A 26,870-nucleotide genomic window follows, 5' to 3' on the forward strand; every position below is an offset into this window, starting at 1 on the left:
AAACGTTGATTGTCATGGTGAATGAAGGAAAAATAAGTGCTTATGGACCTGGTTCGCGTTACGGTGGATTCATCCATGATGTTGCTGGGTACAAAGCGGTTGATGAAAACATTGAAAAAGCGAAATTTGGTCAAACCATTAATTTCGAATATATCACAGAAAAAAATCCAGACATCATCTTTGTTGTGGATCGTAGTGCAGTACTCAATACTGCTCATGATAGCACAAAGGAAATGTTTGAAAATGAACTGGTGAAAAGAACAAATGCGTATAAGAATGATCATATAATTTATCTAGATACAGAAGCATGGTTCTATGGCGGTGGATTGCAATCATCGAAAAAGATGATTGAAGATACAAATGCCTATTGGAAAGAATAGATTCACACTCCCTAATTTCATTTCGCTATGTATAGCCTAAAGAAAAACCATCTAAAGCTTTCGGATGATCTCCGTTTGCTTTAGATGGTTTTTTCTGTAGGTACTATTTTTGATCTATCTTCATTAATAAGGTAGCCCAGCATCTAAGATTTAGCAACAAATCTAGTTCAACTACTGCGCTTTATCTGTAGAACATTTAATTATTCCGCTTTTCGATTGGCACTTTTGTTAAATGAGTAATAGGCAGTGCCAGCTATAAACAACCCTGTACTAACCCACATCGTTATGCCGTTCCATTCTCCTTTCGATAACGTAATATTTGCTAGATTGACAAGATGTATTGCGATAAAGAAAAAATATAATCCGGTCATCGTCTTCATTACTTTAACCCTCCATCCCTTTTATTTAAAAAGGAGTTGTTTACATGTCATATCACAATAATATATTTCATATAAAACATCTATAATTCATACGGTACTATGGAGAACATCTATTACCGGCTTTTTGTGAAAATGAGAGGAGAAGATTGTATGAATGGGAATAGCATACCAGTCACATTTGAGGATATTTATAAGTTGCTTGTACAATTTAGTAATCAAATTGAGGAGGTCAGAAAAACATCATACAATTTAACCCTCAATCTTTCGTACTCTCTACCCGATCCATGGAATCAATTTATTGATTTCTTCGATCTGGGGGGTTATTACCACCATCGTTGTCAAGGTTATGTTGAATGTTTGCGTATAACGTATGCCTATTCACAAAGGAGTATTGAAATTTGGATCCATGAATTAGTAAATCCAGCTGCTTCTAATTTCATGAACGCTATGCAGTTAATGAATGATATCAAGGAAATTCCCGAATTTCAAGGAAGCGCCCAGTTATCTAACCTAGAACATCAAATGAACGACTTTCAAAAAACAGCGATGATGATTTTACAATATTCCAACAACCTTGATTCAATGTTTTTGCGAGGATGTTAATCAGGTACCAGGTCCCAAATCAATTCTGAATAGTGCTGGATCCTGGTACTGGTATTTATTGTAGCTTGTACGATTTTATTTCCTTTACTTTTCCAGAGCTTGCAGTATTACTAAACCTAAATACATCACGGAAATTAATCTTCATACCATTAGCCAATGAAACTACCCCATTTATTGAAGCGAATTTCCCGTACGTTATTACTTGGTAAATTTCAAGGCAGTCAATGTCGGGAATAGTTTCATCACACAAAGTAGTAATCAGTGAACATTGAACTTCTATTTTTTTTATCTATTAATCGAAACCATATAACAGATTCATCTGCATATGCCTTGCTTCCTTCGTTTTGCTGCTTTAACATAGCCACTGTAAAATCAATGACTATTGCATCCTAGGTGCATTATTACATCTTTTTGATTCCTAAGGACAATGAATCACACTCTCTGCAGTGCACACTTACATCCGATTCTAGCATACATACCTCACTATTCCCCTATGTATTTCTCTTTGCTACTTAACTTCACTAAAAACGGATATAGAATGATAACCAAAATGAATAAAATGGGAAATAAACTGAGTAGTATAGCTCCTGGCACGTCAAAGAACAATTGAATGACCAGTGGCAATAAAACGATCGGAGTTAACATCCCTACTTTCCCTTTGGATTTTTGCGTTTGATACTGTTTTTCACCGCAGTATGGGCAAGTCATGGCCGGGTCCAATGTAGACGTCTTTTTTATGGTTTGTTTCCAACTCCATTGATTATTGCAATTTTCACATATAGGCATTCTATTACCTCCTGTTTTCCAAATGGCTCGATTACGTGGCGTAAGCAATCGATCCGGTTTATGTAGAAATTTACTTTCCACTAGTGGCTATGAACATCGATGCATCTTGATTCGTAAAAAGTTGTTTTCCATGATAGAAAGTCTTACATGTACTAGATGTAAATCCAACTTCGGTTAAAATATTTTTTATCTCATTATGCGTAAATCCACTATGAATTTTCGGATGACTGACCTTTTTATTTTTGTCAAAGTCCACAATAATTAGCTGGCCATCAGTTGGTAAAATGCTAAATAGCTTTTGCAAAATTAATTTAGTGTCGGGAATATGAAGAAGAACTAATGATACGAACACGATGTCAGCCTGAAGTTCGGGCATGTCTTCAGTGAAGTCTGAATACAGTACTTCGCAATTTGTAATGCCTCTTGCACTAATTTTGTCCTCGGCATCCTGTAACGCTTGTTTTGAAGAGTCCACGAGCACTATCGAATCTACTAAGTCCGTTAGTTCTAAACTAACTAAACCAGAACCACTGCCGTAATCTACTAACTTCTTTGATTCATTCCCTCGTAATAATGGTCTTACTTCTTCCACAATCACGTTAACTAATTCCATTCGTTTTTCTGTTTCCATACTTCACTCTCCTATTTCATTTATCGTACTACTTATGGCAATTTATATCATTTTACGGAACAAGCATCACTCTACTATTCATACGTGTAGAGTGTGTAAAAAGATTCACTTTTTGGTACCAGTTCCCGAAACGATTCAGAATAGTTCCGGGAACTGACACGATAAAAAAGCATCGCTAAAAGCGGTGCTCAGTTCATACTCTCATACCTATTATTGATGACGTACAATAAATTTTAATCTCTTTAATCCTTTCTTCGATTTCTTTACAGCTCTATAAACATGCGCAAATAATGTCTCTACTTTCGCGCGTTCTTCTTTCGTCACACCGTGCGGACTGTATTTAGCTTTTTGATAAATCTTCAATCCATCTTCCGCTTCTTGTCGAAGTTGCGGATCAATATTTCCAACTGCTTCAGGTATCATTTCGAATGAAGGTTGCTTCTCAACAACTTGTTCTATTTCTAGCATTTGTACCATGTACTGAACATGATGGATAACAGCCAATCGGTGATCTTTCACCCCGAGTTTTTGCTGTCGTTTTCTTTTTCTTAAGGAGTACAGCACGAACAGGATCAACATAACTAACGCAATGAAAATATTCAACCAAAACCATACAATCGTGTTTGGGTTTACTTGCTTGGAATCTTCCGGCTTGTCTTGATCCTCCTGCACTTGTGTCGGATCATTCATTTCAGGTTCGGCTGTGCTTCCACCGGTTGTGTTTGGTGAATCGGATCCGTCTAGAGCTGGATAGTCTTTTTTATTGATTGCCGGCATTTTTTCAGCGTAACCTGGTGTCACTTCAATCGGCACCCAACCAACCATGTTGATATAGATTTCTGTCCACGCATGGGCGTTTTTCTCGCTGACGTTAATTTCACTAAATGACTGTAAATCTTTCACATCATCGAGTCCGACGATATAGCCTTCCGCATAACGCGCGGGTGTGCCGAGCATTCTAAATGCCAATGTAGCGACCGTTGCATAGTGAACGGAATAGCCTTCTTTTGAATCTTCCAAAATTCCCGTCAGGAAATCATGATCTGTTATTGGTTTGGCCTGTTCGTTGTAACTCATCGTCTGTGCGAGGAATTTTTCTACTTCCTGAATCGTTTTCTCATATGGTAAACGCGTTTCCGTATCCAATACGCTTTCGTCCATATGATTGCGTAAGACATTCAAGCTGTCTTGCGGCACAGCGAGGTATTTGTTGTAGACATATTGATTATAATGACTTTCACGGCGTAAATAATCCGTGTCTTTTGTCGCGTACAACGCATTCGCGATTTGCGGATAATCGGTGTACGGGATCAGCATATAGTTCATTTCCACTGTACGTCTCCCGAAAATCCCTGTCGCATGGAGCGCGTCGGCTTGTTTGGAACGGACCAGATTGTCATCTAGCTCCGCCAATTCATACGGTGCGTAAATATATTGACTGGATGCACCCACATTTTGAATGACGAGCTTTGCTTCTGCATACTGATCTGGCAAACTACTTTCCGCAGCCAAGCTCAGTTGTTTCGCTCCGGTGAAATTTTCTTTCTGTAACGCATCAAGCAGAGACTTCTGTTCCATATACGCTTCCCCGCCGATTTCCTTCCAGCCGCTCGACGTGTAAGCCGACCCGACAAATCCTTTTAAATACAGAGGACTTGGATTTTGCATCGCCACTTTTAACGCCGTATGGCCGCCCGGTGTAAACGTGGAAAGTCGCCGGAAGTTTCCAGCCGTCAACACGGGATCATCGCCTTTATAATAACGCCACTTATCCTCTTGATAACGTACTTTGTCTTCGATTTTCGAACTGCCTGTAAACTCTTCATCACCGTTTGAACTGATCGCCGTGTAGGCGAACATAAGCACAACGAGTGAAACAGGCACGATCGCCACTCGCTTCCACCAGCGTAGTGAAAGTTGATTCATATACAGCAATGTCACAATCAGCACTGCGAAAAACAGAATATCGAGAAGTAATGCTGGTGATGTGCCTAGAATTACTTGTATCGACCAACTGACGAGTGCAAGCGCAACAGGAATCCAGCGCTTTTGATTCACCACGGCGTAATATACTGCGCTGCCGACCAGCAACGCAATTTGACCGAGGATCATGCCGTTTAGCCATGAAGTTGTTTCATTGACGGATAATAGATCCATATAGACATGCTTATGTTTCGAAAGTGTGATGAACAAGGCGTTGATCGTTTTTTTGACATCATCTATGTACGTGGGTAGGAAAATCAAACTGAAAATAACGCTCGCAATCAAGACGAGATCGCCGCCACGCTGTTTCCGCCATATACGTGCGACCATCCACAACAACACGAGAATGAGTGTGGGAATGAGACTTATCTCAGGAAACAGCATCGCACGGATGACGAGGAAGGCCGCCATGAGGATACTATACGCAACTACTCCATCTAGCCATTTCATGCAGCTGTCCCCTCCTTCTGATCCGAGATGACGACGGTCTGACATTCAGTACTACGCGCAATATTCGTCGTCAATACAATACAGTTTGGAAACGTTTTTCTGAGCTTTTTCCACTGTTCATCCGATAGCGAAACTTGCGCTGCACTTCTCGTCAATACTTCTTTTATTGCCCTCGCCGCGTCCCATTCATTGTCAATCGTCAGCTGCTCACCCGTCGAATAATTCAATATGAATTGCACTTGGTGATCGCCTGCGACGTAAGAGTAGAGCAAAGCAGAAAACGTCTCGATGAATTCGTCATAGAGTGTTATCTCGTTCGTAAACGATGTGAAATCGAGCGTCATCATGATGGCATCTCCTGTCAGCGTTTCATGCTGTTTGACGAATAGCCCATCGACTTTGCTCGATAATTTCCAGTGAATTTGTTTGACCGAGTCACCCGGTTTATAGACCGACACTTCTGCCAGCTCTTCGCCATCCATTTTCTTCATCGGCATCATACCCGGTGTTTGTAAGACATGTTGATTTTGCTCGATGCGTTGAAGTTTTAGGAAATACGGATTTGGCACGATTAACATTGTGGACTGCACATCTAGTTTCTGAACGGAACGAAAAAACGCGAAACTGTCTTTGATCGTCAGTTGTTTGATTCGTATACTGACTTGTCCCATATATTTCTGCGGCAAAACGAACGAAAATTTTTCCTTACTTTTCGCTGGGATGGACAAGACGTGAAGGTGACTCTCTTGTCTGCCTGTAAATATGTGCTCGATGACGAGATGTAGTTGTAATTGTGTAACGGGTAACTTGCTCGTATTTTGTATATGCAGTTGATAGCCCATCTGTTCGTTTTTATAGAGTTCATTCGGTGCTATGATTTCGTAATGCAACTTCCCTTTTACGAGGTAGACGCTCAACACGAGCCACAGCCAGACAATAAATGAACCAACTGCGAACAATAGAGCGAAATGCGTCGTCGTGAAGATGAAAAATGCGAGCGTAAACAGCAGCCACACGACGCTAATAAGTAGTGTCCTTATCATACGATCAGCCCTTACAATGTCGCAAGCATTGCTTGGTCAGGCGTGGCAACACTTTGCAGTAGTTTTTCGAGTAGCGTATCCTGCTCGTTTTCCTCGCCGGATATGCTCGACATAACGATACGGTGCCGGCTCGTTGGTAACCACACAGCGTGGACATCTTCCGGGATGACATAATCGCGCTGTTGTAAGAAGGCATGTGCTTTTGCCATCTGGCAAAGAGCGAGAGCACCACGCGGGCTGATTCCTTGATGGATCGACGGATGATTTCTTGTTTTTTCAGTGAGTGCTGTGACATAGCGCAAAATTTCCTCGTGAATGAACAAGGTCTGTACTTGGTGTTGTAGCGCAAGCAATTCATTTTTCGTAATGACTTGGTTAAGTGAAGATATCGGGTCTGTCTGCTGGCGGTTTTTTAACATGTCAACTTGGTTTTCAAAATCCGGATACCCGACGCTCAACTTCGTCATGAAACGGTCAATTTGTGCGCTTGGAAGCGGCTGTGTACCAATTGTGCCATATGGGTTTTGTGTCGCGATGACGTGAAATGGTGCTGGCAGTGGATACGTCACACCGTCGACTGTCACTTGTTTCTCTTGCATCGCTTCAAGTAATGCCGCTTGTGTTCTAGAAGACGTCCGGTTGATTTCATCGCCAAGCAATAAATTGCACATGACCGCGCCTTCTTTAAAGATGAATTCGTTTTTCTCTTTGTCGAACATCGTGAAGCCAATGACGTCAGATGCGACGACGTCTGGTGTGAACTGGATACGGTTCGAATCAAGACCGACGACTCGGCTGAAAGCTTTCGCGAGTGTCGTCTTCCCGACCCCTGGTAAATCTTCTAGCAGTACATGTCCTCCAGCTAAGAATGTCATCCACACTTTTTGAATGACGTCGTCTTTCCCGTTGATTACTTTTTTCATTTCGTTCAGTACTTTTGTTGATGGATTGCTCATTTTTTAGTTCCTCCTGTTGTTCAAGTTCTCAGCGGTAACAATGTCTTCCGCTGTGATGGCATATGGAAATAATCCGCGTGCGATCTTGCAAGCTGCGGTCGTGTAAAAGCGGTTGGACGTGAAAAAGGTTTTCGGATAATTGAGCAAACAACATGCCGACACGTGTAGATACAACGGCAGCAAATTCAATATCATGCGTCACGATAATCGTCGTGATGTTCTGTTTTTGAAGTGTTCGGATCAACTGCGTCACTTCTTGTTTCGACATGACATCCATTCCTTTAGTCGGCTCATCCAGCAATAAAATATCCGATTTATGTAGCAACAATTTCGCAGGTGCAGCCTTCTGCCGTGCTCCGCCACTTAAGTCAAATGGATTTCTTTCTGACAAATGTTCGATCTGTAACTACTTCCTCATACATGATACGATCAATTCTCTCTGTTCTTTCGGCATTTTTTGCACAGATACCGCATGGAATAGCTCTTCTTTTACAGTAAAGTGCATGAATAATGCTTGTGGATTTTGCGGCAAAAAGACGAAAACGTAATAAATTAAGTCTTTACGTGCTGTCTGAATTCCGTACAACATGAAGAAGTACAGAATACCACCGATCAAAGTAAGCGCCACCGTCTCCGAGTCTTTGGTAATTTCGTCGATATGAGTCGAGTAATACTCTTCTACCGATTGAATCTTCGTTCTCATGACGAGCCACCCGACCATAAAGAGGACGAATGCGACGACAAATAGATCTTTCTTCATTATATCCCTCTAACCTCTTTGACGCCTTCTTTTTATGATTCTATTAATCACTACGATGATTAAGCCTACAGCAACGATTCCGAGTACCCTCGTAATGCGTTTCGCTCGCACCTTCACTGAGTGTGATTTCACCTGTAATGTCATTCAGCGGTCTGCCATTAACGTCACATTCATTTCCTGGGGAATGAGCGAATCGTCCAAGTGGTTTACAGTGACGTCATATAGTGGATCAGTGATGGTTTCATTGTTTTTCCGCTGCAGCGATGGTTCCCGGTTTGTCGAGTGGTTGATGTAGCGATTCTCATTCGATATTTTAATGATCTGGTGGCTTTTCCGTATTGATCGGTTCTTGTGATATCGATGGTTCTTCTAGACCGGCATCACGGTTTTTCATGTGGTTCAGTTCGATAGCGAAAAGATCATTCCCACCACCGATTAACTTCAACGTAGAAGTCTCAACTTTTTCATTGAAATTACATGCTGCGGCTTGTTCTTCAGAAGTCGTCGCATATGTAATTGTGCTAAACAGCAGTAAGACGATGAAGCTGCAATAGATATAGTTTTTGCATGCCATGAATGCATTCTTCGTTTTTTTCATCCAACTCTTCCTTTGTTCATTATAAAAAGTATGCGGTGCGTACTATTTTTGATTTCAAAAGTCCCCACTTCCTGAATGAGGTAGGGTCCATGTTGCTATTCATACGAAAGCTTTTTTGAAATCCATGTGCATAATAAATGAAATGTAGGAAATCATACTTTTATATTCAATTAAAAGATTGCAGTGCCTAAATGTTTTTACTATTATTACACACCGATAATTGAGGATAAAAAATATGAAAGTCAGACCATCTGTCAAGCCGCTTTGCGAAAAATGCAAAGTTATTAATCGAAACGTAAATAGACGCCTATCCGAAAAATAGAACGTAAAGGGAGAGTATGATATGAATAAGAAAAAATATACGGTAGCTGGAACGAATATAGACGAAGTAAAAAAACTTAATGCTAATTCAGGTCTAACCTATAATGAAATGAATGAAGTTCTTACCAAAGAAATTGAGCAGAGAAAAAGATCTAATATTGCTCAGCCTAAAAAGTAATTGGTAATATAAAACTTACCATGTTTCAAATCGTAATTGGTTTCTTTAGATCATTTATCACTTTGACTGCTGCATTAATTTATGTAGTTATCAACGTGCTTTTCTACCGTTTTTCACTATATTTAACTGATATAAACACTGCTGATTAAATTAGTAATAGGTCATCATTCAGTAAAAAACCCCACCTATTGATAGAGATGGGGACTATGCATGCACAATAATTAGACTCCACAAATTAAATAATACACATTTCAACCTTTAACGGAATTCGTCATGCAAACATACTTTGGCAAGTTTACAGTGGCGCGACCACTCAGGTACACTTTTGCATTTAGAAATACGTCTCTTTCTTAACTTTGTTTCTCGCGTTTTAGTAATCTTCTTCCTAGTGCTCTATTGTAATTAAAAATTCCCGTTGTGACAGCAGCCCGTAGATTTGTTGTTTCGACTACTTGTCTACAAGAATTACACAACGTAACTATATTATTTAATTGGTCTAGTCCGCCATATTTTCGAGGTATTCTAAAGTGAATATGAATATCTTGGTCACTTGTACAGATGACACATATCCCCGCATCTCGAGCTATGATTTCCGATTTTATAGAACTAGCTAATTGCTCGTTGGCTACCGTATCAAAATGTATCAAACCTTCTGCCTCTTCAATTTGATCCAGTAAATCAAGATATGGCAACATGACCATTTCCACTGCATACGTGATATGAGCTTCTACTTCCTCAAGGCTATGAATCGGTTCGTCATCTATCTGACTTTCATCCTTATTTTCAAAGAGGATACGTGATAGATCGGAAGCAAAGCTCATCAGTTGATCGCGTGCAACTTTACCTTGTGTTGAAATAAGTCGATTAGCTTCAGTATATATTTGTTTTAGTGATCCAGTTTTCCAATCACTGTATTGCTGCTTCATATAGTCAGGTACGTATTTTCTCCATGATTCATCTCTTTTTTCTGAACCTTTTAAAAACCTTCTTACGTTTTTCACTAATTCATCTATTGGATAGTCGTTCAGTAATAGTTCACAATCGATTTCATGAATCGGTCGCCCTTCTTCCTTTATCGTCGAATCAAAGTCTGATGCCAAGCTCAAAATTATATCTATCAATTCATATTTCGTAAATTCATTATGAATTTCAGCAGTACTTTTTGACTGCAAATCCACATGAACTAGTGTTGCCTGGTTCGAATCTATATAGTTGATTAAACGGAATATATACTCGACCAACTCAGTCTTCGGGGTAGTATGCAAACAGTCCTTACAAATTTCGATATTGTATGTAAACTCCTGAGGCTCTTTTTTCAAATTACAATGAATACAAGGGTGTTCGATGGCATCATGGATAAATCCCGGTTCTATAAAAAAATCCGTTGTTTGCGGAAATTCTATTTGCAGAATCATTTCGATTAACTCATCTCGTGTATAAAGATCATACAGTTCGGTTGGAGTTCTGTTTTCCAGACGTAATAATAGAAAAAAACTTCTATTATCATATGAAGCTTCACTCACTTTCCTATTCAATAAAACTGCCGCATCTTTAGTATCCAATTGGATTAATTTATTCAGAAACTGTTCTTCTGTTCGACGAATCATTTATTTACACCCCGCTATTTTAGTAGTCGTACTTCTTACATGCACTGGACTTCTTCTAGAAGGCTAGCTTAATAGAGCATTTCAAGTAGTAAAATTAACACGCTGTTAATTCTCTTTTTATAGTTGCTAAAATGGCAATGGAGAAGACTATGATGCTATTGATTAGTAAATAGCATCCTATCTGCATTCCATAAAAAATAGCAAATGCATCACGAATAACAAAAAGTGCTAGTACACTACTGATTGCTCCTCAAAAATCTGCTTAGCAGTACAGTAAAAGCCGCTTAGTATAGGCTTTTCTTATTCTTGTAGAATATAAATCCAATAAGATTTGCAACAACAATAAAAACGCCCATAAGTGTTAAGAAAAAATTACTCATTTAGCTTTCCTCTCGTAGAAACACATCTCATCATTAAAGCTAAAACTATTTGGCCTTTTCTCAACATAACAATTTTCAGTTAACGCCTTCAGATTATTGTTAAATTATGTTTTCCAATGAAATTACTTTCTGTGAATTGAGCATTTAAGAAAATAAAGCTATTATAAAAAATGCAAAAGTGAACATTCACCTTTGCATTTATATATTGAAAACTAATAGCTTACCGAATTGATTTGTAAAATATTGAGGCAATACTAACTGCAAACTCTACTTGCTTTTGGCGTTCTTGTCATGACTTTTCATTTATACATAATATCCCTTATTAGTCGTTATCTCTACTATATCATTTTTCGCGTACCACAGGATCGTTAGTTTACTTCATAAAATTTTTTGAAATTTTATATTGAAAGTATACGTGACTATGGAAATTACACTTGAGGATAGAAGTGCTATAGAAATGATTACTACTTCCCACCAAATACTAGACAACTCCTACTATCTAGTCCCATAAAAACAGGACTGCCCCGCATATATGCAGAACAGTCCCGTAACTACTTCATTAATAATTCGAATTTGACACTTCGCCTTTTACAATACTTATACCAGAGCTTGCGCCAATGCGCGTAGCCCCCGCTTCGACTAGCGCTTCAAAATCTTCTGCGCTACGTACACCGCCAGACGCTTTGACACCAATGTCAGGACCTACCGTTTTCCGCATAAGCGCCACGTCTTGCACCGTTGCGCCGCCTGTCGAGAATCCAGTCGACGTCTTGACGAAATCGGCTCCCGCTTTGACGGATAGCTCGCATGCACGGACGATTTCTTCATCGGTTAGCAAGCATGTTTCGATGATGACTTTGACCAATGTACCGTCGGCCGCTTCGACTACTGCACGAATATCCGACTCGACCTGTTCGTCATTTTGGTCTTTCAACGCCCCGATGTTGATGACCATGTCGATCTCTCCTGCCCCGTTCGCCACTGCATCTTTCGTTTCGAATGCTTTGACTGCTGAAGTAGTCGCGCCAAGCGGGAAACCAATCACCGTACAGACCAACACATCCGTACCTTTTAGCTGCTGTGCGGCATATGAAACCCAACTCGGATTAATACACACTGATTTAAATTGATAGTCTTTTGCTTCTTTTATGAGCGCTGCAACTTGGTCTTTCGTTGCGTCGGCTTTCAATAATGTATGGTCGATCATTTGTGTTTTATTCATTTGCGAACCACTCCTTTGATTATTTTGTAATTTCGTCATGCACAAGTGTGACAGGCTGTACTTTAGACGCCGATACACCATAGGCATGATAAATCTTTTCTTTTACGCTTTCGATATCTTCGGTGTTGCTGTGAATCGTCACGAGCGTTTCGCCTACTTCTACGGAATCACCGATTTTCTTGTGTAACACTAGTCCGACCGCCAAATCGATTTCGGACTCTTTGGTTGCTCGTCCCGCACCTAGAAGCATCGCGGCTGTACCGATTTCATCTGCGGTAATTGCAGATACATATCCTGCTTCTTTTGCCGGCACGTCTATTTTATACTGAGCCGTAGGAAGCTTCGTTAGATCGTCAATGACGGAAGTGTCGCCACCCTGGGACTGCAAGAACAGTTTAAACACTTCAAGCGCTTTGCCGTTTTGGATAACTTCTTCGAGCATTTCTCGTGCTTCTTCCGTCGAGTCCGCTTTTCCTGCCAAACGAACCATGTGGCTGCCGAGCGTCAAGCACAGTTCGTGCAAATCTTCCGGGCCATTACCTTGCAACGTTTCGACAGCTTCTTTGACTTCAAGAGCATTTCCGATCGCATAACCGAGCGGCTGGTTCATGTCCGAAATTACGGCCATCGTTTGACGACCGATTTTATTTCCGATCTGCACCATTTCTCCTGCGAGTTCACGAGCCATGTCGAGATCTTTCATGAACGCGCCTGTTCCGACTTTTACATCTAGAACAATTGCATCCGATCCCGCTGCAATCTTCTTGCTCATGATCGAACTTGCGATCAACGGAATAGAACTGACCGTTGCTGTGACATCGCGCAGACTGTAAATCTTCTTGTCGGCAGGAGTAATATTGCCTGATTGTCCGATTACCGCAATTTTATTCGTATTGACGAGATCGAAAAATTCTTTATCTGTAATTTCGATATGAAAACCAGGAACCGATTCCAGCTTATCGAGTGTTCCGCCTGTGTGCCCTAATCCGCGGCCTGACATTTTGGCTACTGGGATATCAAGTGCGGCAACGAGCGGCGCGAGCACAAGTGTTGTTGTATCGCCAACGCCACCTGTAGAGTGTTTATCCACCTTAACACCCTCTATAGCAGATAGATCGACTTGGTCGCCCGACTCTACCATTGCCATGGTGAATTGCGCGGTTTCCTCCAGCGTCATCCCCTGAAAATACACCGCCATTTGAAAGGCCGCCATTTGGTAATCAGGAATCGAGCCATCCGTATATCCATTGATCACAAATGAAATTTCCTCGTTCGTCAACACATGTCCATCTCGTTTTTTCTCAATCATATCTACCATACGCATAGTATAGACCACTCCTGTTTTTTAATTTTCTTTCCATATCTATTATAAAAATAGACCCACGACAGTCGCTGAAAGAACTGACGCTAATGTTGAACCCAAAAGTAATTTCAATCCGTTTCTTGCCACTTCGTCCCCTTGTTTTGGACTTAACGCTTTGACAGCGCCTGTAATAATCCCAATGGAACTGAAATTCGCGAAACTAACAAGGAATACCGATATCATACCTACCGCTTTCGTTGATAATCCTGCCGAAATTTCCGTGAAACTCAACATCGCTACAAACTCATTAGTGACAAGCTTAGTCGCCATGATACTGCCTGCTTGTACACTGTCCGCCCAAGGCACGCCCATTACAAAAGCGATGGGTGCGAAGATATAGCCCAAAATGGTCTGGAAGGAAACGTTAAATAGCATTTCAAAGAGATAATCGATTCCGTTCATCAATGCGATGAACCCAATCAGCATGGCAGCGACAATAATCGCGACTTTAAAACCATCCATGATACTTTCGCTGATCATCTGAAAGAATGACAGCTTCTTCTTCGACTCAATTGTCAGCGTGTCTTCTTCTTTCGATAATTCATAAGGATTGATGATGCTAGCCACAATCAGCGCCGACATAATATTGAGCGCAATCGCCACGACGACAAACTGCGGTTCGATGATTTCCATGTAGGCACCTACGATCGCGACACTGACTGCACTCATCGCAGAAGTACAAAACGTATACAAACGTCTTTTCGAAATATCATCCATTTGGTCCTTGACAGTCAAAAATACTTCGGACTGCCCGAGAACCGCAGATGATACGGCTATGTAGTTCTCCATTTTCCCCATGCCATTCAACTTGCTCAGTATCAATCCTACATATTTAATGATGAACGGTAAAATCTTGAATTGATTTAATATACCAATCAACACGGAAATGAAAACGATTGGTAATAACACATTCAAGAAGAATACGGATTCTCCTTCATTTTCCAATCCGCCAAAAACGAAATTGACACCCGTTACTCCAAGGTCAACCAGCTTCGAGAATAAAGCTGAAACAAAGCGGATGGAGACTACGCCCACTTTTGTATTTAACAAGATAAATGTCAAGACAAGCTGGGTCGTCAGCATAATCGTAATCGGTTTGTAGCGGATTTTCTTGCGGTCTACACTGACAATCAAGCCCACGATTAACACGAGCAACAATCCGGTTATATAAAATACAAAGTTCATCATACTTCCTCCCTTGCATGTTGGTTACGCTTACACCTGGCTTCTTGCGCACCATTTTTGTTAGGATGCCGTTGCAACCTAACTTTATGTATAGTATATCATAGACCTTGAGCAGATGTGCAAAGCATGTGAAACATTGTTCATTCTGAATAAAAAAAAGAATCACGCTTATTAATAAGCGGATTCCCATGTATTTCTATTGGTGAAGCAACAAAGCCTGTGCCGTATACTGATCCGTGATGAAGATGTTCGCATAGCCTCCTTGAAGCGCTCCGTGAATGGCCTCCACTTTACGGTTCCCGCCAGCTACAAGAATGGATTTTTCCTTTTGCTTTAACTCTTCTAGCCGGATGCCGATTGTCCGGTCATTGACGGTAGTCTTACACACTTCGCCTGTACGTTTGAAGAAGCGTGAACAAATATCCCCTATTGCTTCTTGATGGAGTTGCTGTTCTTCTTCAGCCGTCAAATAGCCAAGACGGAACAGCAGTGATTGGCTGTCGACAGCACCCACGGTAAACACGGCGATATTCGCTTGTCTTCCAAGTTCAATGAGTCGGTGCATATAGCGGTCCGATTCAATTACGCTTTTGACTTCAGGTGTGTCGACCAAAACAGGAAGCGGCAAGTAACGTGGAACGGTATGGAAAGCTTCAGCAAATTTGTAAACCGTTTCAGAATCATATGTATTGACGTCTGACAAGCCAATGCCGCCTTTCAGCTGGATGACTTCGACTCCTTTTACATTTTTTTGCTTTAATGCATTCGCGACTCGATACATCGTCCGGCCCCACGTCACACCGAGAATATCGCCGTCTTTTACAGTTCGATATAAATAATTTGCGGCTTCCGTGCTAATAGCGTGCATCATATCCCGCTCGTCTTCTACTGCCGAGTACGCAATTTTTACTTCATCGATTTGATATTTATGTTGCAAAGATTTTGCCAACTGATTATTGTCATGAAAGGGATCGATGATGTCGATTTTCACATAGCCATTTTTTTTCGCTTGTTGCAATAGCCGGGAAACAGTTGGTCTTGACACGCCCAGTTTTTTTGAAATAGCGAGCTGGGTGTAATCAAATTGATAGTAAAGTTTGGCTGCTTCTATGATCAGTTGTTTTTTATCGATTCCCAACGCAGGTCCCCCCCTTATGTATTGGCTTGGTCATGAGTTCGAATTTGCATAATCTAGCCGATTATATCACAGTCGCAAACTAGCGGAAAACTGCTCCCCACTTTTCTTCCTCTCAAAACGATTCCCTGATGTTGTTTGATCGATATCAACTTCATTGATAATCCGTACATTTTCAGGTTTTCGATTTCTCCGATGATGGCACGGATAAACAACTTAGGGAAAAGTCATAAATCGGTAATTAGGTAAGTGCTACTAATACTACATTGCCCAAATACTTACATTTTATTTTACATCTCCTCTTTTAATTTTACTTCAGATAATGAATAATCCAGGTCTCATTAGTCTATGGATGAAAAGTAAGGCGGTATTAATTAATGCGTCTTACATCATTTAGAAAATTATTACCATCTTTACTTTTTCCATGCCCTGGTAGATCAGGAACTAGACATTTATAATCTTTGAAGTATTTTACCTGTTCATTCCACATCCAGCTACTTACGCCTCCACCGTGTAAGAACACAAGTAAAGGTTGTTTTCTATCACCATACAAATTAAAATTAATTGTCAATAGGCTGACCCCTTTTATTCATGAAATCGTATGTTATGGAAGTTGTATAGTAAGTCATCGTTAGATTTTTCTGTCGTATGCTTACAGTGTAACAAAATATGATGGTCAAAGTGGAAAAATATGAGTGCAGTATTACTTATTAATAAGAGTAAAATTCTACTAGAATTACTGACTTCAGCATCATCGGCAATTCATATAGGTTCCAAACATCAAAGCCCCTCATTCATGTCTAGTCACGAATAAGAGGCTTACTTTTGTAAAACTCACTGTTCATCTTCCTTATCGCATGGTGGCTTCCTAACAATCGTCTTCCCACTCGAATACAACCCACTTGCCGACAACCCCATAATAATCCCGCCCAGTAACCCCGACTTCCAATCATGGGGAAATAAGTAGAAGATTCCGCCACCGATGCCTAATAGTAAAGAAAAGATTGGGATTAGTTTCTTTGGCAATCCATACATTTTTAAAATTTCCGTTAATCCAACAATGACAGGGATCAGTACAATATCTGAAACTTCCAATGCGTGTCCCTCCTCTTTTACTATTCTATTCAGACTCTATGCAAGATGAATCGGCTTTTTGCATACAGTGTAGAAGAAAGATTGGTGAAAGGAGATACGTATGGTCACTGGATTGCTCATCATTTTGGGGTTGGTGCTTTTATTACCGTTTACCGTTCCGAAAATCGAACGTAATTTGGAATTATTTTTATTCATTATGGGGTGTGCTGCGGCATATGTTAGCGGAGTATTTCAGTGGGAGCTGTGGAATAAAGCGTTACACGATCCACTGCATATTACGTTTGCAGTTCTTGTGGCGGGTATCGTGTTCCGCTGGATACGACATCCGTTTGAGAAAGCGGTATTATCAGGTAGCCGAATCATTCCATTTCGCTTATTTTTAGCACTACTTATTATAGGATTGGGGTTAATTTCGAGTATAATCACCGCCATCATTGCCGTGCTAGTCCTCGTTGCCATCGCATCCGTCTTGCAAATGGATCGAACGTCAGAAATCCGTTTCGTGATTTTAGCTTGTTATGCAATTGGCATGGGTGCAGTACTGACACCGATCGGAGAACCACTTTCAACGATTGCGACAAATAAACTCGATGAGGACTTTTATTATCTACTGAACTTGCTTGGAACAGATATTCTAGCCGGTGTGTTCGTCTTCGGACTGCTCGCTTTCTTCCTCATTCGTCCACGCAACCGCTCGCAGAACCTTTCTTCCGGACAAGCGGCAGAGTCGTACATAAGTATTTTCGGGCGCAGTGTAAAAGTGTATATATTCGTGTTGGCATTAACATTGCTCGGCGCAGGGTTTGAGCCATTGATCACACTGTACTTACTCGATCTTCATCCATTGACACTTTACTGGATCAATATGATTTCAGCTGTACTCGACAACGCAACGCTCGCTGCCGCAGAGATTAGTCCCGCGATGGACGAGTCGACGATCCAAGCACTGTTGCTCGGCTTACTGATCAGTGGTGGGATGTTGATTCCCGGAAATATTCCAAATATCATTGCAGCCGGCAAGCTCAATATCCGGAGCGGAGAATGGGCACGAGTCGGTGTACCACTTGGATTGCTTGCGATGGTCATCTATTTTGTTATTTTACTAAGCAGGCAATAAAAAAAGACCGCACGCGGTCTTTTGTATTACTCGATGACTTTTATCCAGACTCTATATTTTTTGTCATCCGTTTGAACCAACTTAGTATTAGGACTCGGTGCGTTATTCTTCTTTGTAAAGCCCGCTTCAAACGAAGAAGTTTTGACACTCTCCCCTATATTCTCATCAGAAGGCATGCCGATTCCAATCGCATCCGTTACCGTCCACGTATCATCTTTCTCTTTGTTCAACTTTGCGATAAATATTTCTTCCGTTTCATCCAATAACCCTTTATAGACAGTAATTACCTTGTCATTATCGATTTCCACTGTCCGGTACAATTTCACGACTTCCGCAAAACCCTCTTCAGCATGAAGCTGTTCGATTGCCTCTTGTGGCGTGTTCGATGTACTGTTCTTATCTGCGGTCTGACAACCGGCCAGTACAACTGCTAAACACGTCATATAAAATAGTTTTCGAAGCATGAGATCCTCTCCTTATCTATTTTATTGAATACCCTATTGTTAAGCATATTCAATCCTAATTTGACTTTTTATATTAAAAAATACGTTCTTTCTCTTCTTCGATTAGCTTGAAATGAATGTCTGATGTCGATCCGCTATAGATATGATCCGGCACATCCGAGACGTCCAAAATCTTTGTGAGCTCAATGAATTCCGTCCGGTTTCCTTCGATTGTCATCTTATAGGGGCCCGCTATATTCATCAGTGACACCATTTTCATTTCATCTTGACCCACTCCAGTGTCCATGAACTCCAGCTCGAACGATACGGGATGTTTGCTGTGATTTTTCAGAGTGAACTGGCAGTCCCCACTCATCCGTTCATAATTGTCCAACGTATCAAATGTACACTTGCCATTCTGGTCGTAGGAAATCGCTCCTATACCGCTCGCTACTGTTTCTTGATACGCTGTAATGAGATATACCGGAATGAATGCATACAGGAAAAGTACAAGGACAGCTAACACCACATAATATTTCTTCAATCCGTAAATCAGTAACGCCATCGCGATCAGGAACAAAAGAGAACCTACTATTCCTTTCCAGACGAGTCCGTCATCGGTCTGAATAGGAAACGACATGAATGTCACGGTAGCTCCGATTAATGGATTATTTGGGTAGGGAAAATATAACAATATGCAAATGGCGAGAAGCACCACAGCGCTTATAAGGGCAATTCTATTTTTTATCACGGTGTTTCTCCTTCTATTTAAATTAAAAATGGTTGATCTTCTTACAACTACTGATCGAGTCTTTCTACGATCGATTGAAGGATTTCATTTTTGCGTTCTTGTACTTTAAGAAATTTCAACCCGAACCATACAGTAAATATAAGGAATGCGATCGGGATGATATATATGAATACGCTTAAAATAGGTAGAAACGAAAAAAATAAATTACTGCTGTGCATATGTATTTCCTCCTTTCACGGCTTATTCCGACTGCTCCTTTTTCGGAAACAGATAAGATACTAGCAATAAAGCGATGGCAGCCCCCCATCCTATATACATCCATAGGTTTAACGCCTTTTCAGAAATTGTATACGCAACTCCTGTACTATACAGAATCAGACGAACAATCTGCGATCCCAATACAATGAAAAGCGCCACGTATTGCAATACATCGCGGGTATTTTTCTGTTGTTTCTCCACTTGCACAACCCCCCAGCGATTTCTACATAGAGAATACAGCAATCGATGTACCATTCGTTCTATGTAATACATATTCCTCAGACACGTGACAGCCGATCGATTGATGGAGTGAGATGTTTCTCGGCACATCCGCTCGTACTTTGCATGCTACTACTCTCTTCCCGTGTTGCGTCGCATATTCCTTTAAAAATCGCAATATTTCTTTCGCAATTCCTTGATCTCATCTCTCCGGCACGACAGAGAATCAAGAAAAGTAGAAGCTTTCATTTTTCAATAGAAACGAACCACTACGCCGGTTCCGCTTCTATATAGCCAATCTACGCCTCTACACCACTTTTCATTTCAGCCGTCATTCTTTCCTAGAACACGCGTTAGCAGTGTAACTTATCGTCCGACTAGTACGACTGCACAAAGAACGATGATCCAAAGGTTTTTTCATAGAACTCTCTCCCTGTCTTTGGTGTAATGAAGAGTGAATAGTTCTTTAACTATCTCTAACACTACTATTTTCCATGTTTTATGTAAAGTGAGTACAAAAAAACACTGCGAGAAAAGCAGTGTTTTGGAATGCAAAGAAGAGGATAACTGACATATTGTTACTTTCTAGCGTTTACGTCTGAAAATAACAATGTTATAACCGCACAATGAGCGGTTACAAGCCATGATAGAGCGGTAATCGCACGTCATGGAGCACTTGTGGACCACGATAGAGCGGATATCTCATTCTATAGAGCGGTCAAGCATACATGATGAGCGCTTGAACGAATCTATGAGCGCGTCCCCACTGAATGTTGATCTACGTTGTCTCTATCCAACCGTTCACCGATACTTCACCCAACCGCCATCTTGTTTGTCGTCACTCCCGCGCTTGCTTAATCGGCCAAGCACAAACGCGCCGGCAACTAGGCCAATCATCGTATTCGTCTTCTTATTGAACACTTGCTTCACCATTAAGTTCATATTCTGCGGACGTTCCGCTAATCGGCGCATAAAGTATCCGTACCAGTCCTTTCCAAATGGCACATATGTACAGAAATTATAGCCTTCTTTCGCCAACTGTAGCTGCAACTCATGGCGGAAGCCGTACAGCATCTGGAACTCGAATTGATCACATGAAATATCATGTTCTTTTACAAACTGCTTCACATGATTGATGATGTTGTGGTCATGTGTCGCAATTGACGTGAACGTTCCGTGCAATAAATGTTCTTCAATAATTTTAATATAATTTTCATCGATATCTTGTTTATCTATATATGCAACGTCCGGTGACTCTTTATACGCCCCTTTTACTAGGCGGGTGCGTGTATCATTATATTTTTTCGTATCATCTAACGCACGGTGAAAATAAGCTTGGATAACAGTTCCGACATTTTCATGGCCCTTTGCTTTTAATTCATCTAGTAAACGGTACGTCGGTTCAAGTCGCGAGTGATTTTCCATATCAAGATTCACAAACATTCCTACTGTATTTGCTCGTTTGACGATTTCTTCTACTTGTTGTTCGCAAAACGCATACTCAATATCGAGGCCGAGCTGTGATGGTTTGATCGAGATGTGCGCATCCACTTGATGTTCTTGGATCGCGTCCACTACTGCTAAGATTTGTTCTTTTGCTTCAACAGCCTCGCTCTTTTCGTACACAAATTCACCCAAATTGTCGATCGTGCATGAAATGCCTGCTTGATTGAGCTCTTTAACACTAGTAATCATTTCTTCGATGTTAGTTCCTGCCACGACTTGTTGGGCCCCTAGTTGAAAGCCGTATTTTTGGGCAGCTTGATTCAGTAGTTGGTTTTCAGATAAACCGATAAAGAAATTTCTTAGCATAGTTTCCACCTCATTTGTATATTTCGTATATCGAAATTATAACACTATTTCGTCATGTAAGCCCATACATTTGTTTGTTCGGCTATTTTTACGTCCCTATAAACGGTAGCATTCGGTCTGCTGGACTATTCGGTTTAATGATCTCCTGTAAATCGAGCAAGGGAATCGGAAAATAAGGGAAGCCGGCCACATAAGGTGAAATTTCGTATAATTGGAAGTAGACCACGAGACTTGTGTCCGCGATATAGAAGTCCTGATCGGGTTTGATTTTAGTGAATGGTTCAATTACAGGTGTTTTCCATTGCTGGATATGGCGTCTAATATATTCCGATATTCGCTGCACATAAGGACTACCCGGCTTGAACAGGTCTTGCAGATTGTATTGCCTTCCTGTCTTCGTATCAAACGTCAAAGATTTGACGTAGGTCATTCCATGCGCTCCCCCAGTGAACGAATAGACGATCAAGTTAATACTAAAAAGATCACGCTGATTATTTTTAATTTCATACGTGGCGACCATCTCGACAAGGCTTGGGTCATAGTAATTATTGTCCTCTAGCATTTTATTCATTTCTTTGAACAGTACTTGATTTAGCTTCTGTTGAATTTTTGGATCGCCCAGTTGCGTGATGACAGGATAAGACACATCCACTTTCGGCTTTCTATTTGATATGTGATACGTTTGAATAACAGCAGGGTTTTTCATCATTTCATCCTTCCCAAGACATTTGTTTACTATATGCAAGGGACCGATAGAAAGTTTCTCGCTTTTTTTTGGGTCGTATGATAGGATAAACACTGACTGATATAAGGATGTGAAGTAAAATGATCAATATTACATTACCTAAACCGGACGTAACGATCGTCCGCAGAAAACAAGAAATGGGACCGGATGAAACGCCAATTAAGCCAATCTATGGTTTCATCGATTTTCATGACATTCCACGTGATAAAGGCGGCCTTTTGTTGTTCTTCAACCAAAGTGACGAATTGTTATTCGTAGGAAAAGCACGAAAATTACGTCCGCGTCTGAAAAAGCATTTTGACGATCAAGTGTCTCCATTACGCAATCACCGTGAGGAAGTAGCAAAGATTTCCGCTATCATCATCGATGATCCAATGGAACGTGAGATCTACGAAACATACGTAATCAACACACAGCAAGCTAAATATAACGTAGAAAAAGCATTTTTCAGAGACTGAGCTGTCTGCCCCCGCAGACGGCTTTTATTTTTGGTTAAAAACCATCTGCCTCTTTTGATAATTGGACATCTACCACATCTGCTACATGAATTCTTTCCGTTCCGAATGGATCACGCAGCACAATGGTCATCGTCCGCAAGTCGAGCGCTTCGATCTCCCCTTGATGAAAGCGAACTTCTCCATCATGCCAAGTTTTAATCCACGTCTCCTCACATCTGCGCCAAGCTACTTCAAGTGTCTCTTGCATCGTTTGTAGCTCCCAATCGGTTAACTCGGGCCGTTCTATATACTGATCTTCCCGTTGCCAATCACGTAGTCTCTCGAGGTGTTCAGGCAGCATGAGCGACGTCCACTTCAATTTTCCTCTATCTCGGTTCCTTTCCATTCGATATTCCCCTTTTCCTAAGCGTATGTATGTTCGTATTATACAGAACATACATTCGAAAATCAATGGTAAAAAAAGCCATCGCTTGTAAAGCGATGGCCAAGTGTTTATTTAGGTAATTCGAATGAACCGACAAACACTTCCAGTTCACGCGCCATTTGATTGGTCTGCGTAGAACGTTCTGAAATTTCTTCTATGCTCGCTGTCGTTTGCTCGGCAGCTGCTGCGATATTATTGGTCATGTCTTCAATATTTTGTACAGCGTGCGTCAAGTGCTCGATCAACTGTACCGCTTCCGTTGATTTCACGGCTTCCGACGTCATCAAATTCGAGATGTTCTTGATTTCTTTGACCGTTTCTCCAACTGCTACAGAAATATTACTCAATGACTGAGACGTAAGCTGCACTGTTTCTGTACCTTTTGTGATGTGTTTCGTGTTTTCCGATGTGGAAGTAATAACTTGCTGGATCCGATCAGAAATATCCTTCACTAGCTTCTCTACTTCCAGTACTTCCTGATTTGATTGCTCAGCTAAGTTCCGTACTTCTTCCGCTACTACCGCAAAGCCTTTACCGTGTTCACCTGCACGAGCCGCTTCAATAGAAGCATTCAGCGCGAGTAAATTGGTTTGAGCTGCGATTCCCGCGATGGAACCTGTGATGTTTTGGATCTTCGTCGTAGATTCAACCAAGTTTTGGATTGTATCTCCAACTTCTTGTGATCCATTTCGAATTAATTCCATATCATGGCTAATTTCTTCTGCGCGTTTTGCGCCTTCTAATGCAATCTTCATCGTTTCATTGGAGTTAACGAGCATTGAGTCAGCGCTTTGTTTCGTATTGTTCAAACCACTTGCTAATCCCGTGAGAATACTCGTTGCGTGCTCCGCAGTTGAGGTACCATCTGTAACAGCTGTGACGACTTCTTCGATATTGTGCGCAACCATCGTAATCGCTTCACGCATTTCAGAAAGCGATGCAGAAGTTTCCCCTGCGTTTTCGGATAAATGCTGCGATGTCGTATTCATCGTCGTGATCATGTCTTGTAGGTTCACCGTCATACGATTCAGCGTACGAGCCAAGTCGCCCACTTCGTCTTGTGACTTCACTTCTGTCGGTTGAACCGCCAAGTTACCATCCGCAATTTGCTTCGCCTGCTCAATTAAACTCGTGATCGGCTTCGTTTTTCTGCGAATGAGGAATCCTGTTCCAATTGAAGCAAGTATCATAGGAATAATACTGATCAAGATTCCGTCGCGTACAACATCCCAAGTACGATGTTTAACGATATTGGCATCGAAATCAATTACGCTGACTGCGATGATTTCTTTACTCGCATCTTGATCTTCATGTATTGGCGCATAACCTGAAAGCCGCTCCATACCGCCATACTCGTAAGGCTGAGAGTACGTTGAATGTCGATGTTCGAGTAGATCCGCAATCGCTTCTTCGTCTAAATGAAACTGGTCTCCCGGCTTAAATCCTTTTGCTTTCAGATTATCGTCGAGGGCAATAATTTTTCCATCCAAATCCAAAATATATTGTGTTTCAAATATATTTTTATGTTCAGTCGTCCAATTTAGCGTCTTTCCAAGTTCATCTTGTGTTTCAACGTCACCAGCCATTGCCTTTTCCATATCACCAGGTCGAATCAATCCCGTAGTAATATTGGCACAGCCGTACGCTTCAATTCCTGCCGCATCATACAGTTTGTCATAAGCAGTCTTATATGTAGCCAGTGATGTAATAGCCAACATCACCACCAGGATTCCAGCTATAATAGAACCTAGCTGAAATGTTAACGAATCTCTAACTTTCATCAAACCTTATGCCCACCCTTCATATTTGGTTTATCTAGTTCATTCGTTGTCTTTATCATACTCTATCAGTCTACAATTAAAAAGAAGAAAATGAAAAACTCTTTAATATTTAAATTATTATGTGAAATGTAGGTATTATTATCGTGTCACAACGGGGTGATTTCATATATAATATTGTATGATGAATAGTATATAAACATAAAGTTTCTTAAAGGAACAGGAGGCGTTCATTTTTGAATGAAAAACAAACAATTTTTAATTTGGTACATTTAATGGATCAAGTGACGAATAAAATGCTGATCCGTTTCCAGCAAGAATCCAAGCTATCCCTAGGAATCTCTCATATTCTTGTGTTGCTAGAGTTACATAACAAAGGTGAACAACGCCCTTCTGATTTGGCTGAGACATTAGGCTTCACGCCCGCTTCCTTGACGCATTTGTCGTCAAAGCTCATTAAAAGTGAATTTATTACGTTACGTAATGATGATGAAGACCGCCGAACAAAGTATTGGAAAATAACACCCCTAGGCATAGATATTTTGGGCAAAGCGCAGAAATGTGGAATACAAGTGCGTTCGGAGTTCTTTAGTCACTTATCGGAGGCTGAACGAAATAGTTTAGTTCAAATTTACACTAAGTTAAATAACACATTCGTTTAAGGAAAGCTGTTCCGTTATGGAGCAGCCTTTTTTATTGGTACGAGGCTTTGTGAATGCGCTCAATGGATATGCGTGAGCGCTCTATCGCGTGCGCTAGCTGCTCTATCTGCCATCGCGTCCGCTCATACTTCCCCTGCGAACGCTCTATCCCACACGCCAACCGCTCTATCAGCCACCCCAGCCGCTCATACTTCCACCGCATACGCTCTATCCCACACGCCAACCGCTCTATCAACCAACCCAGCCGCTCATACTCCCCCTAACGCCCTATCCCACACACAAAAAAGGCTGCCCTATAAATCAGGACAGCCTTACATAATTATATCATCGTAATTTAATAGACCCACCGTCTACCATTATGGTTTGACCCGTGATGTAAGAAGCGTCTTCGCTCGCTAGAAAAACTGCTGTGCGGCCGATATCTTTTTCTGGATCGCCCAAGCGGCCGAGTGGGTTTTTCGCAAGAATCGCTTGATACGATTCGGGATTCTCTTTTCCCCAATGCTCGATGCCAGGTGTTTTAGCAATTGGTGAAATCAGGTTACACGTAATGCCGTATTGGCCCCATTCATTTGCCGCTACTCTTGTGATCCCGCGAATGGCTTCTTTTGCCGCAGCGTATGAACCTTGATTCACATCACCATTTAATCCTGCGCCGGATGAGAAGTTGATCACGGTGCCTTTTGACTCTTTCAAGTGTGGCAGTGCAGCTTGCATCAAGTAAAGCGTTGGATAAAATCCTGTATTGAACGAAAGGTCTATGTCTTCTTGCGTCATCTCTTCAATAGATTTCATACGTGAAGCATGAGCGTTATTTACTAAAATATCCAACCTTCCGAGCTTCGTTACGACTTGCTCGACAATAGAAGGTAATTCTGTTCGAGCAGTTAAATCCGCTTGAAGAAAAATCGATTGCGGAGAGATTTTCTGCAATTTTTCAATCGCTGCATCGCCTGCTTCTTTGTTTAAATCGACGATCGCAACGATCGCACCTTCTTTCGCGAAGGCTGTAGCGATACCTAATCCGATGCCGCCAGCCCCACCCGTGATGATTGCAACTTTTTTGTCTAATTTCATATGTACCATCTCCTTATTGATTATACTTTAATATTAAATCAAATTCGGTGTAAACTAATTACTCTTAACA

General features: G+C 41.1%; 31 protein-coding genes and 1 pseudogene. 7 read left to right on the forward strand and 25 right to left on the reverse strand.

All coding sequences use genetic code 11. The annotated features are described in order from the left end of the window. On the forward strand, window positions 1–380 hold a 380-nt coding region (locus CSV61_RS08880), incomplete at its 5' end, for an ABC transporter substrate-binding protein (RefSeq protein ID WP_158233818.1). A 200-nt stretch (window positions 381–580) separates the two neighbouring features. On the opposite strand, the gene CSV61_RS08885 is transcribed toward CSV61_RS08880, so the two are convergent. Next, window positions 581–760, reverse strand: a complete 180-nt coding sequence (locus CSV61_RS08885) for a hypothetical protein (RefSeq protein ID WP_083031640.1) — start codon at window positions 758–760, stop codon at window positions 581–583. A gap of 150 nt (window positions 761–910) precedes the next feature. On the opposite strand from CSV61_RS08885, the gene CSV61_RS08890 reads away from it, so the two are divergent. Next, window positions 911–1,363: a hypothetical protein gene (locus CSV61_RS08890; RefSeq protein WP_083031641.1), complete on the forward strand. Its 453-nt coding sequence runs from the start codon at window positions 911–913 to the stop codon at window positions 1,361–1,363. Window positions 1,364–1,846: 483 nt separating this feature from the next. Here the strand turns inward: CSV61_RS08890 and CSV61_RS08900 are convergent, their stop codons facing one another. The 8 genes from CSV61_RS08900 to CSV61_RS08935 form a co-directional block, all read right to left on the reverse strand. Further along, window positions 1,847–2,149 (reverse strand): TIGR04104 family putative zinc finger protein, encoded by a 303-nt coding sequence (locus CSV61_RS08900; RefSeq protein WP_099638939.1) that lies wholly within the window; start codon window positions 2,147–2,149, stop codon window positions 1,847–1,849. A 70-nt stretch (window positions 2,150–2,219) separates the two neighbouring features. After that, entirely contained in the window at window positions 2,220–2,780 is a 561-nt protein-coding gene (locus CSV61_RS08905; RefSeq protein WP_099638940.1) for a class I SAM-dependent methyltransferase, read from the reverse strand. A 210-nt stretch (window positions 2,781–2,990) separates the two neighbouring features. Then, complete coding sequence (locus CSV61_RS08910; RefSeq protein WP_158233819.1) at window positions 2,991–5,213, reverse strand: transglutaminase-like domain-containing protein; 2,223 nt, start codon at window positions 5,211–5,213, stop codon at window positions 2,991–2,993. Next, complete coding sequence (locus tag CSV61_RS08915) at window positions 5,210–6,256, reverse strand: DUF58 domain-containing protein (protein WP_099638942.1); 1,047 nt, start codon at window positions 6,254–6,256, stop codon at window positions 5,210–5,212. The genes CSV61_RS08910 and CSV61_RS08915 overlap by 4 nt, the downstream gene beginning before the upstream one ends. 11 nt (window positions 6,257–6,267) lie before the next feature. Further along, window positions 6,268–7,212 carry an AAA family ATPase gene (locus CSV61_RS08920; RefSeq protein WP_099638943.1) on the reverse strand — a complete coding sequence of 315 codons (945 nt, stop codon included), beginning with the start codon at window positions 7,210–7,212 and terminating at the stop codon, window positions 6,268–6,270. A 28-nt stretch (window positions 7,213–7,240) separates the two neighbouring features. Beyond that, the gene (locus tag CSV61_RS08925; protein ID WP_158233820.1) at window positions 7,241–7,603 is read right to left on the reverse strand and encodes an ATP-binding cassette domain-containing protein; all 363 of its coding nucleotides are present in this window, start codon (window positions 7,601–7,603) and stop codon (window positions 7,241–7,243) included. Window positions 7,604–7,618: 15 nt separating this feature from the next. After that, complete coding sequence (locus tag CSV61_RS08930; protein ID WP_099638945.1) at window positions 7,619–7,972, reverse strand: hypothetical protein; 354 nt, start codon at window positions 7,970–7,972, stop codon at window positions 7,619–7,621. A 313-nt stretch (window positions 7,973–8,285) separates the two neighbouring features. Then, window positions 8,286–8,570: a hypothetical protein gene (locus tag CSV61_RS08935; protein ID WP_099638946.1), complete on the reverse strand. Its 285-nt coding sequence runs from the start codon at window positions 8,568–8,570 to the stop codon at window positions 8,286–8,288. 235 nt (window positions 8,571–8,805) lie between these two features. Between CSV61_RS08935 and rpmJ the strand changes: the two are divergent. Together rpmJ and CSV61_RS16925 are read left to right on the forward strand one after the other, a co-directional pair. Continuing rightward, window positions 8,806–8,862 (forward strand): annotated as a pseudogene (rpmJ, locus tag CSV61_RS08940) (50S ribosomal protein L36); the annotation flags it as partial. 51 nt (window positions 8,863–8,913) lie between these two features. Then, window positions 8,914–9,069, forward strand: a complete 156-nt coding sequence (locus tag CSV61_RS16925; protein ID WP_199173605.1) for a hypothetical protein — start codon at window positions 8,914–8,916, stop codon at window positions 9,067–9,069. A gap of 350 nt (window positions 9,070–9,419) precedes the next feature. On the opposite strand, the gene CSV61_RS08945 is transcribed toward CSV61_RS16925, so the two are convergent. The 7 genes from CSV61_RS08945 to CSV61_RS08980 form a co-directional block, all read right to left on the reverse strand. Then, window positions 9,420–10,676, reverse strand: a complete 1,257-nt coding sequence (locus CSV61_RS08945; protein ID WP_099638948.1) for an HNH endonuclease — start codon at window positions 10,674–10,676, stop codon at window positions 9,420–9,422. 939 nt (window positions 10,677–11,615) lie between these two features. Beyond that, window positions 11,616–12,278: a deoxyribose-phosphate aldolase gene (gene deoC / locus CSV61_RS08955; protein WP_099638949.1), complete on the reverse strand. Its 663-nt coding sequence runs from the start codon at window positions 12,276–12,278 to the stop codon at window positions 11,616–11,618. 19 nt (window positions 12,279–12,297) lie between these two features. Then, window positions 12,298–13,602, reverse strand: a complete 1,305-nt coding sequence (locus CSV61_RS08960; protein WP_099638950.1) for a pyrimidine-nucleoside phosphorylase — start codon at window positions 13,600–13,602, stop codon at window positions 12,298–12,300. Window positions 13,603–13,644: 42 nt separating this feature from the next. Beyond that, window positions 13,645–14,826, reverse strand: a complete 1,182-nt coding sequence (locus CSV61_RS08965) for a NupC/NupG family nucleoside CNT transporter (protein WP_099638951.1) — start codon at window positions 14,824–14,826, stop codon at window positions 13,645–13,647. Window positions 14,827–15,022: 196 nt separating this feature from the next. Continuing rightward, window positions 15,023–15,964 carry a DNA-binding transcriptional repressor DeoR gene (locus tag CSV61_RS08970; RefSeq protein ID WP_099638952.1) on the reverse strand — a complete coding sequence of 314 codons (942 nt, stop codon included), beginning with the start codon at window positions 15,962–15,964 and terminating at the stop codon, window positions 15,023–15,025. A 367-nt stretch (window positions 15,965–16,331) separates the two neighbouring features. Next, window positions 16,332–16,532 (reverse strand): alpha/beta fold hydrolase, encoded by a 201-nt coding sequence (locus CSV61_RS08975; RefSeq protein WP_099638953.1) that lies wholly within the window; start codon window positions 16,530–16,532, stop codon window positions 16,332–16,334. A 263-nt stretch (window positions 16,533–16,795) separates the two neighbouring features. Next, a complete protein-coding gene (locus CSV61_RS08980; RefSeq protein WP_099638954.1) occupies window positions 16,796–17,056 on the reverse strand; it encodes a hypothetical protein in 261 nt (86 codons plus the stop codon). A gap of 100 nt (window positions 17,057–17,156) precedes the next feature. Here CSV61_RS08980 and CSV61_RS08985 point away from each other — a divergent pair, with 100 nt between their 5' ends. Next, window positions 17,157–18,173 carry a DUF1646 family protein gene (locus tag CSV61_RS08985; RefSeq protein ID WP_099638955.1) on the forward strand — a complete coding sequence of 339 codons (1,017 nt, stop codon included), beginning with the start codon at window positions 17,157–17,159 and terminating at the stop codon, window positions 18,171–18,173. A gap of 26 nt (window positions 18,174–18,199) precedes the next feature. On the opposite strand, the gene CSV61_RS08990 is transcribed toward CSV61_RS08985, so the two are convergent. The 6 genes from CSV61_RS08990 to CSV61_RS09010 form a co-directional block, all read right to left on the reverse strand. Then, window positions 18,200–18,637 carry a hypothetical protein gene (locus tag CSV61_RS08990; RefSeq protein WP_099638956.1) on the reverse strand — a complete coding sequence of 146 codons (438 nt, stop codon included), beginning with the start codon at window positions 18,635–18,637 and terminating at the stop codon, window positions 18,200–18,202. A 73-nt stretch (window positions 18,638–18,710) separates the two neighbouring features. Beyond that, window positions 18,711–19,367 (reverse strand): hypothetical protein, encoded by a 657-nt coding sequence (locus CSV61_RS08995; RefSeq protein ID WP_099638957.1) that lies wholly within the window; start codon window positions 19,365–19,367, stop codon window positions 18,711–18,713. A gap of 47 nt (window positions 19,368–19,414) precedes the next feature. Beyond that, a complete protein-coding gene (locus CSV61_RS16930) occupies window positions 19,415–19,585 on the reverse strand; it encodes a hypothetical protein (RefSeq protein WP_199173607.1) in 171 nt (56 codons plus the stop codon). Between the two features lie 22 nt (window positions 19,586–19,607). Then, window positions 19,608–19,826: a hypothetical protein gene (locus CSV61_RS09000; protein ID WP_099638958.1), complete on the reverse strand. Its 219-nt coding sequence runs from the start codon at window positions 19,824–19,826 to the stop codon at window positions 19,608–19,610. Window positions 19,827–20,645: 819 nt separating this feature from the next. Continuing rightward, entirely contained in the window at window positions 20,646–21,656 is a 1,011-nt protein-coding gene (locus tag CSV61_RS09005; RefSeq protein ID WP_099638959.1) for a proline dehydrogenase family protein, read from the reverse strand. An 88-nt stretch (window positions 21,657–21,744) separates the two neighbouring features. Beyond that, a complete protein-coding gene (locus tag CSV61_RS09010) occupies window positions 21,745–22,365 on the reverse strand; it encodes a DUF3298 and DUF4163 domain-containing protein (RefSeq protein ID WP_233193563.1) in 621 nt (206 codons plus the stop codon). Between the two features lie 116 nt (window positions 22,366–22,481). Between CSV61_RS09010 and CSV61_RS09015 the strand changes: the two genes are divergently transcribed. Beyond that, on the forward strand, window positions 22,482–22,859 hold the full coding sequence (locus CSV61_RS09015) for a nucleotide excision repair endonuclease (protein WP_099638960.1): 378 nt from the start codon (window positions 22,482–22,484) through the stop codon (window positions 22,857–22,859). A gap of 34 nt (window positions 22,860–22,893) precedes the next feature. Here the strand turns inward: CSV61_RS09015 and CSV61_RS09020 are convergent, their stop codons facing one another. Beyond that, a complete protein-coding gene (locus CSV61_RS09020) occupies window positions 22,894–23,244 on the reverse strand; it encodes a YolD-like family protein (protein ID WP_158233821.1) in 351 nt (116 codons plus the stop codon). 107 nt (window positions 23,245–23,351) lie between these two features. Continuing rightward, window positions 23,352–25,064 carry a methyl-accepting chemotaxis protein gene (locus CSV61_RS09025; protein ID WP_083035839.1) on the reverse strand — a complete coding sequence of 571 codons (1,713 nt, stop codon included), beginning with the start codon at window positions 25,062–25,064 and terminating at the stop codon, window positions 23,352–23,354. A 233-nt stretch (window positions 25,065–25,297) separates the two neighbouring features. Between CSV61_RS09025 and CSV61_RS09030 the strand changes: the two genes are divergently transcribed. Continuing rightward, window positions 25,298–25,723: a MarR family winged helix-turn-helix transcriptional regulator gene (locus tag CSV61_RS09030; protein ID WP_233193565.1), complete on the forward strand. Its 426-nt coding sequence runs from the start codon at window positions 25,298–25,300 to the stop codon at window positions 25,721–25,723. Window positions 25,724–26,047: 324 nt separating this feature from the next. Here the strand turns inward: CSV61_RS09030 and CSV61_RS09035 are convergent, their stop codons facing one another. Then, window positions 26,048–26,800 carry an SDR family NAD(P)-dependent oxidoreductase gene (locus tag CSV61_RS09035; RefSeq protein ID WP_099638962.1) on the reverse strand — a complete coding sequence of 251 codons (753 nt, stop codon included), beginning with the start codon at window positions 26,798–26,800 and terminating at the stop codon, window positions 26,048–26,050. Between the last annotated feature and the right edge of the window lie 70 nt (window positions 26,801–26,870).

This window comes from Sporosarcina sp. P3 (assembly GCF_002743415.1).
GTDB classification, from domain to species: Bacteria; Bacillota; Bacilli; order Bacillales_A; family Planococcaceae; genus Sporosarcina; species Sporosarcina ureae_A.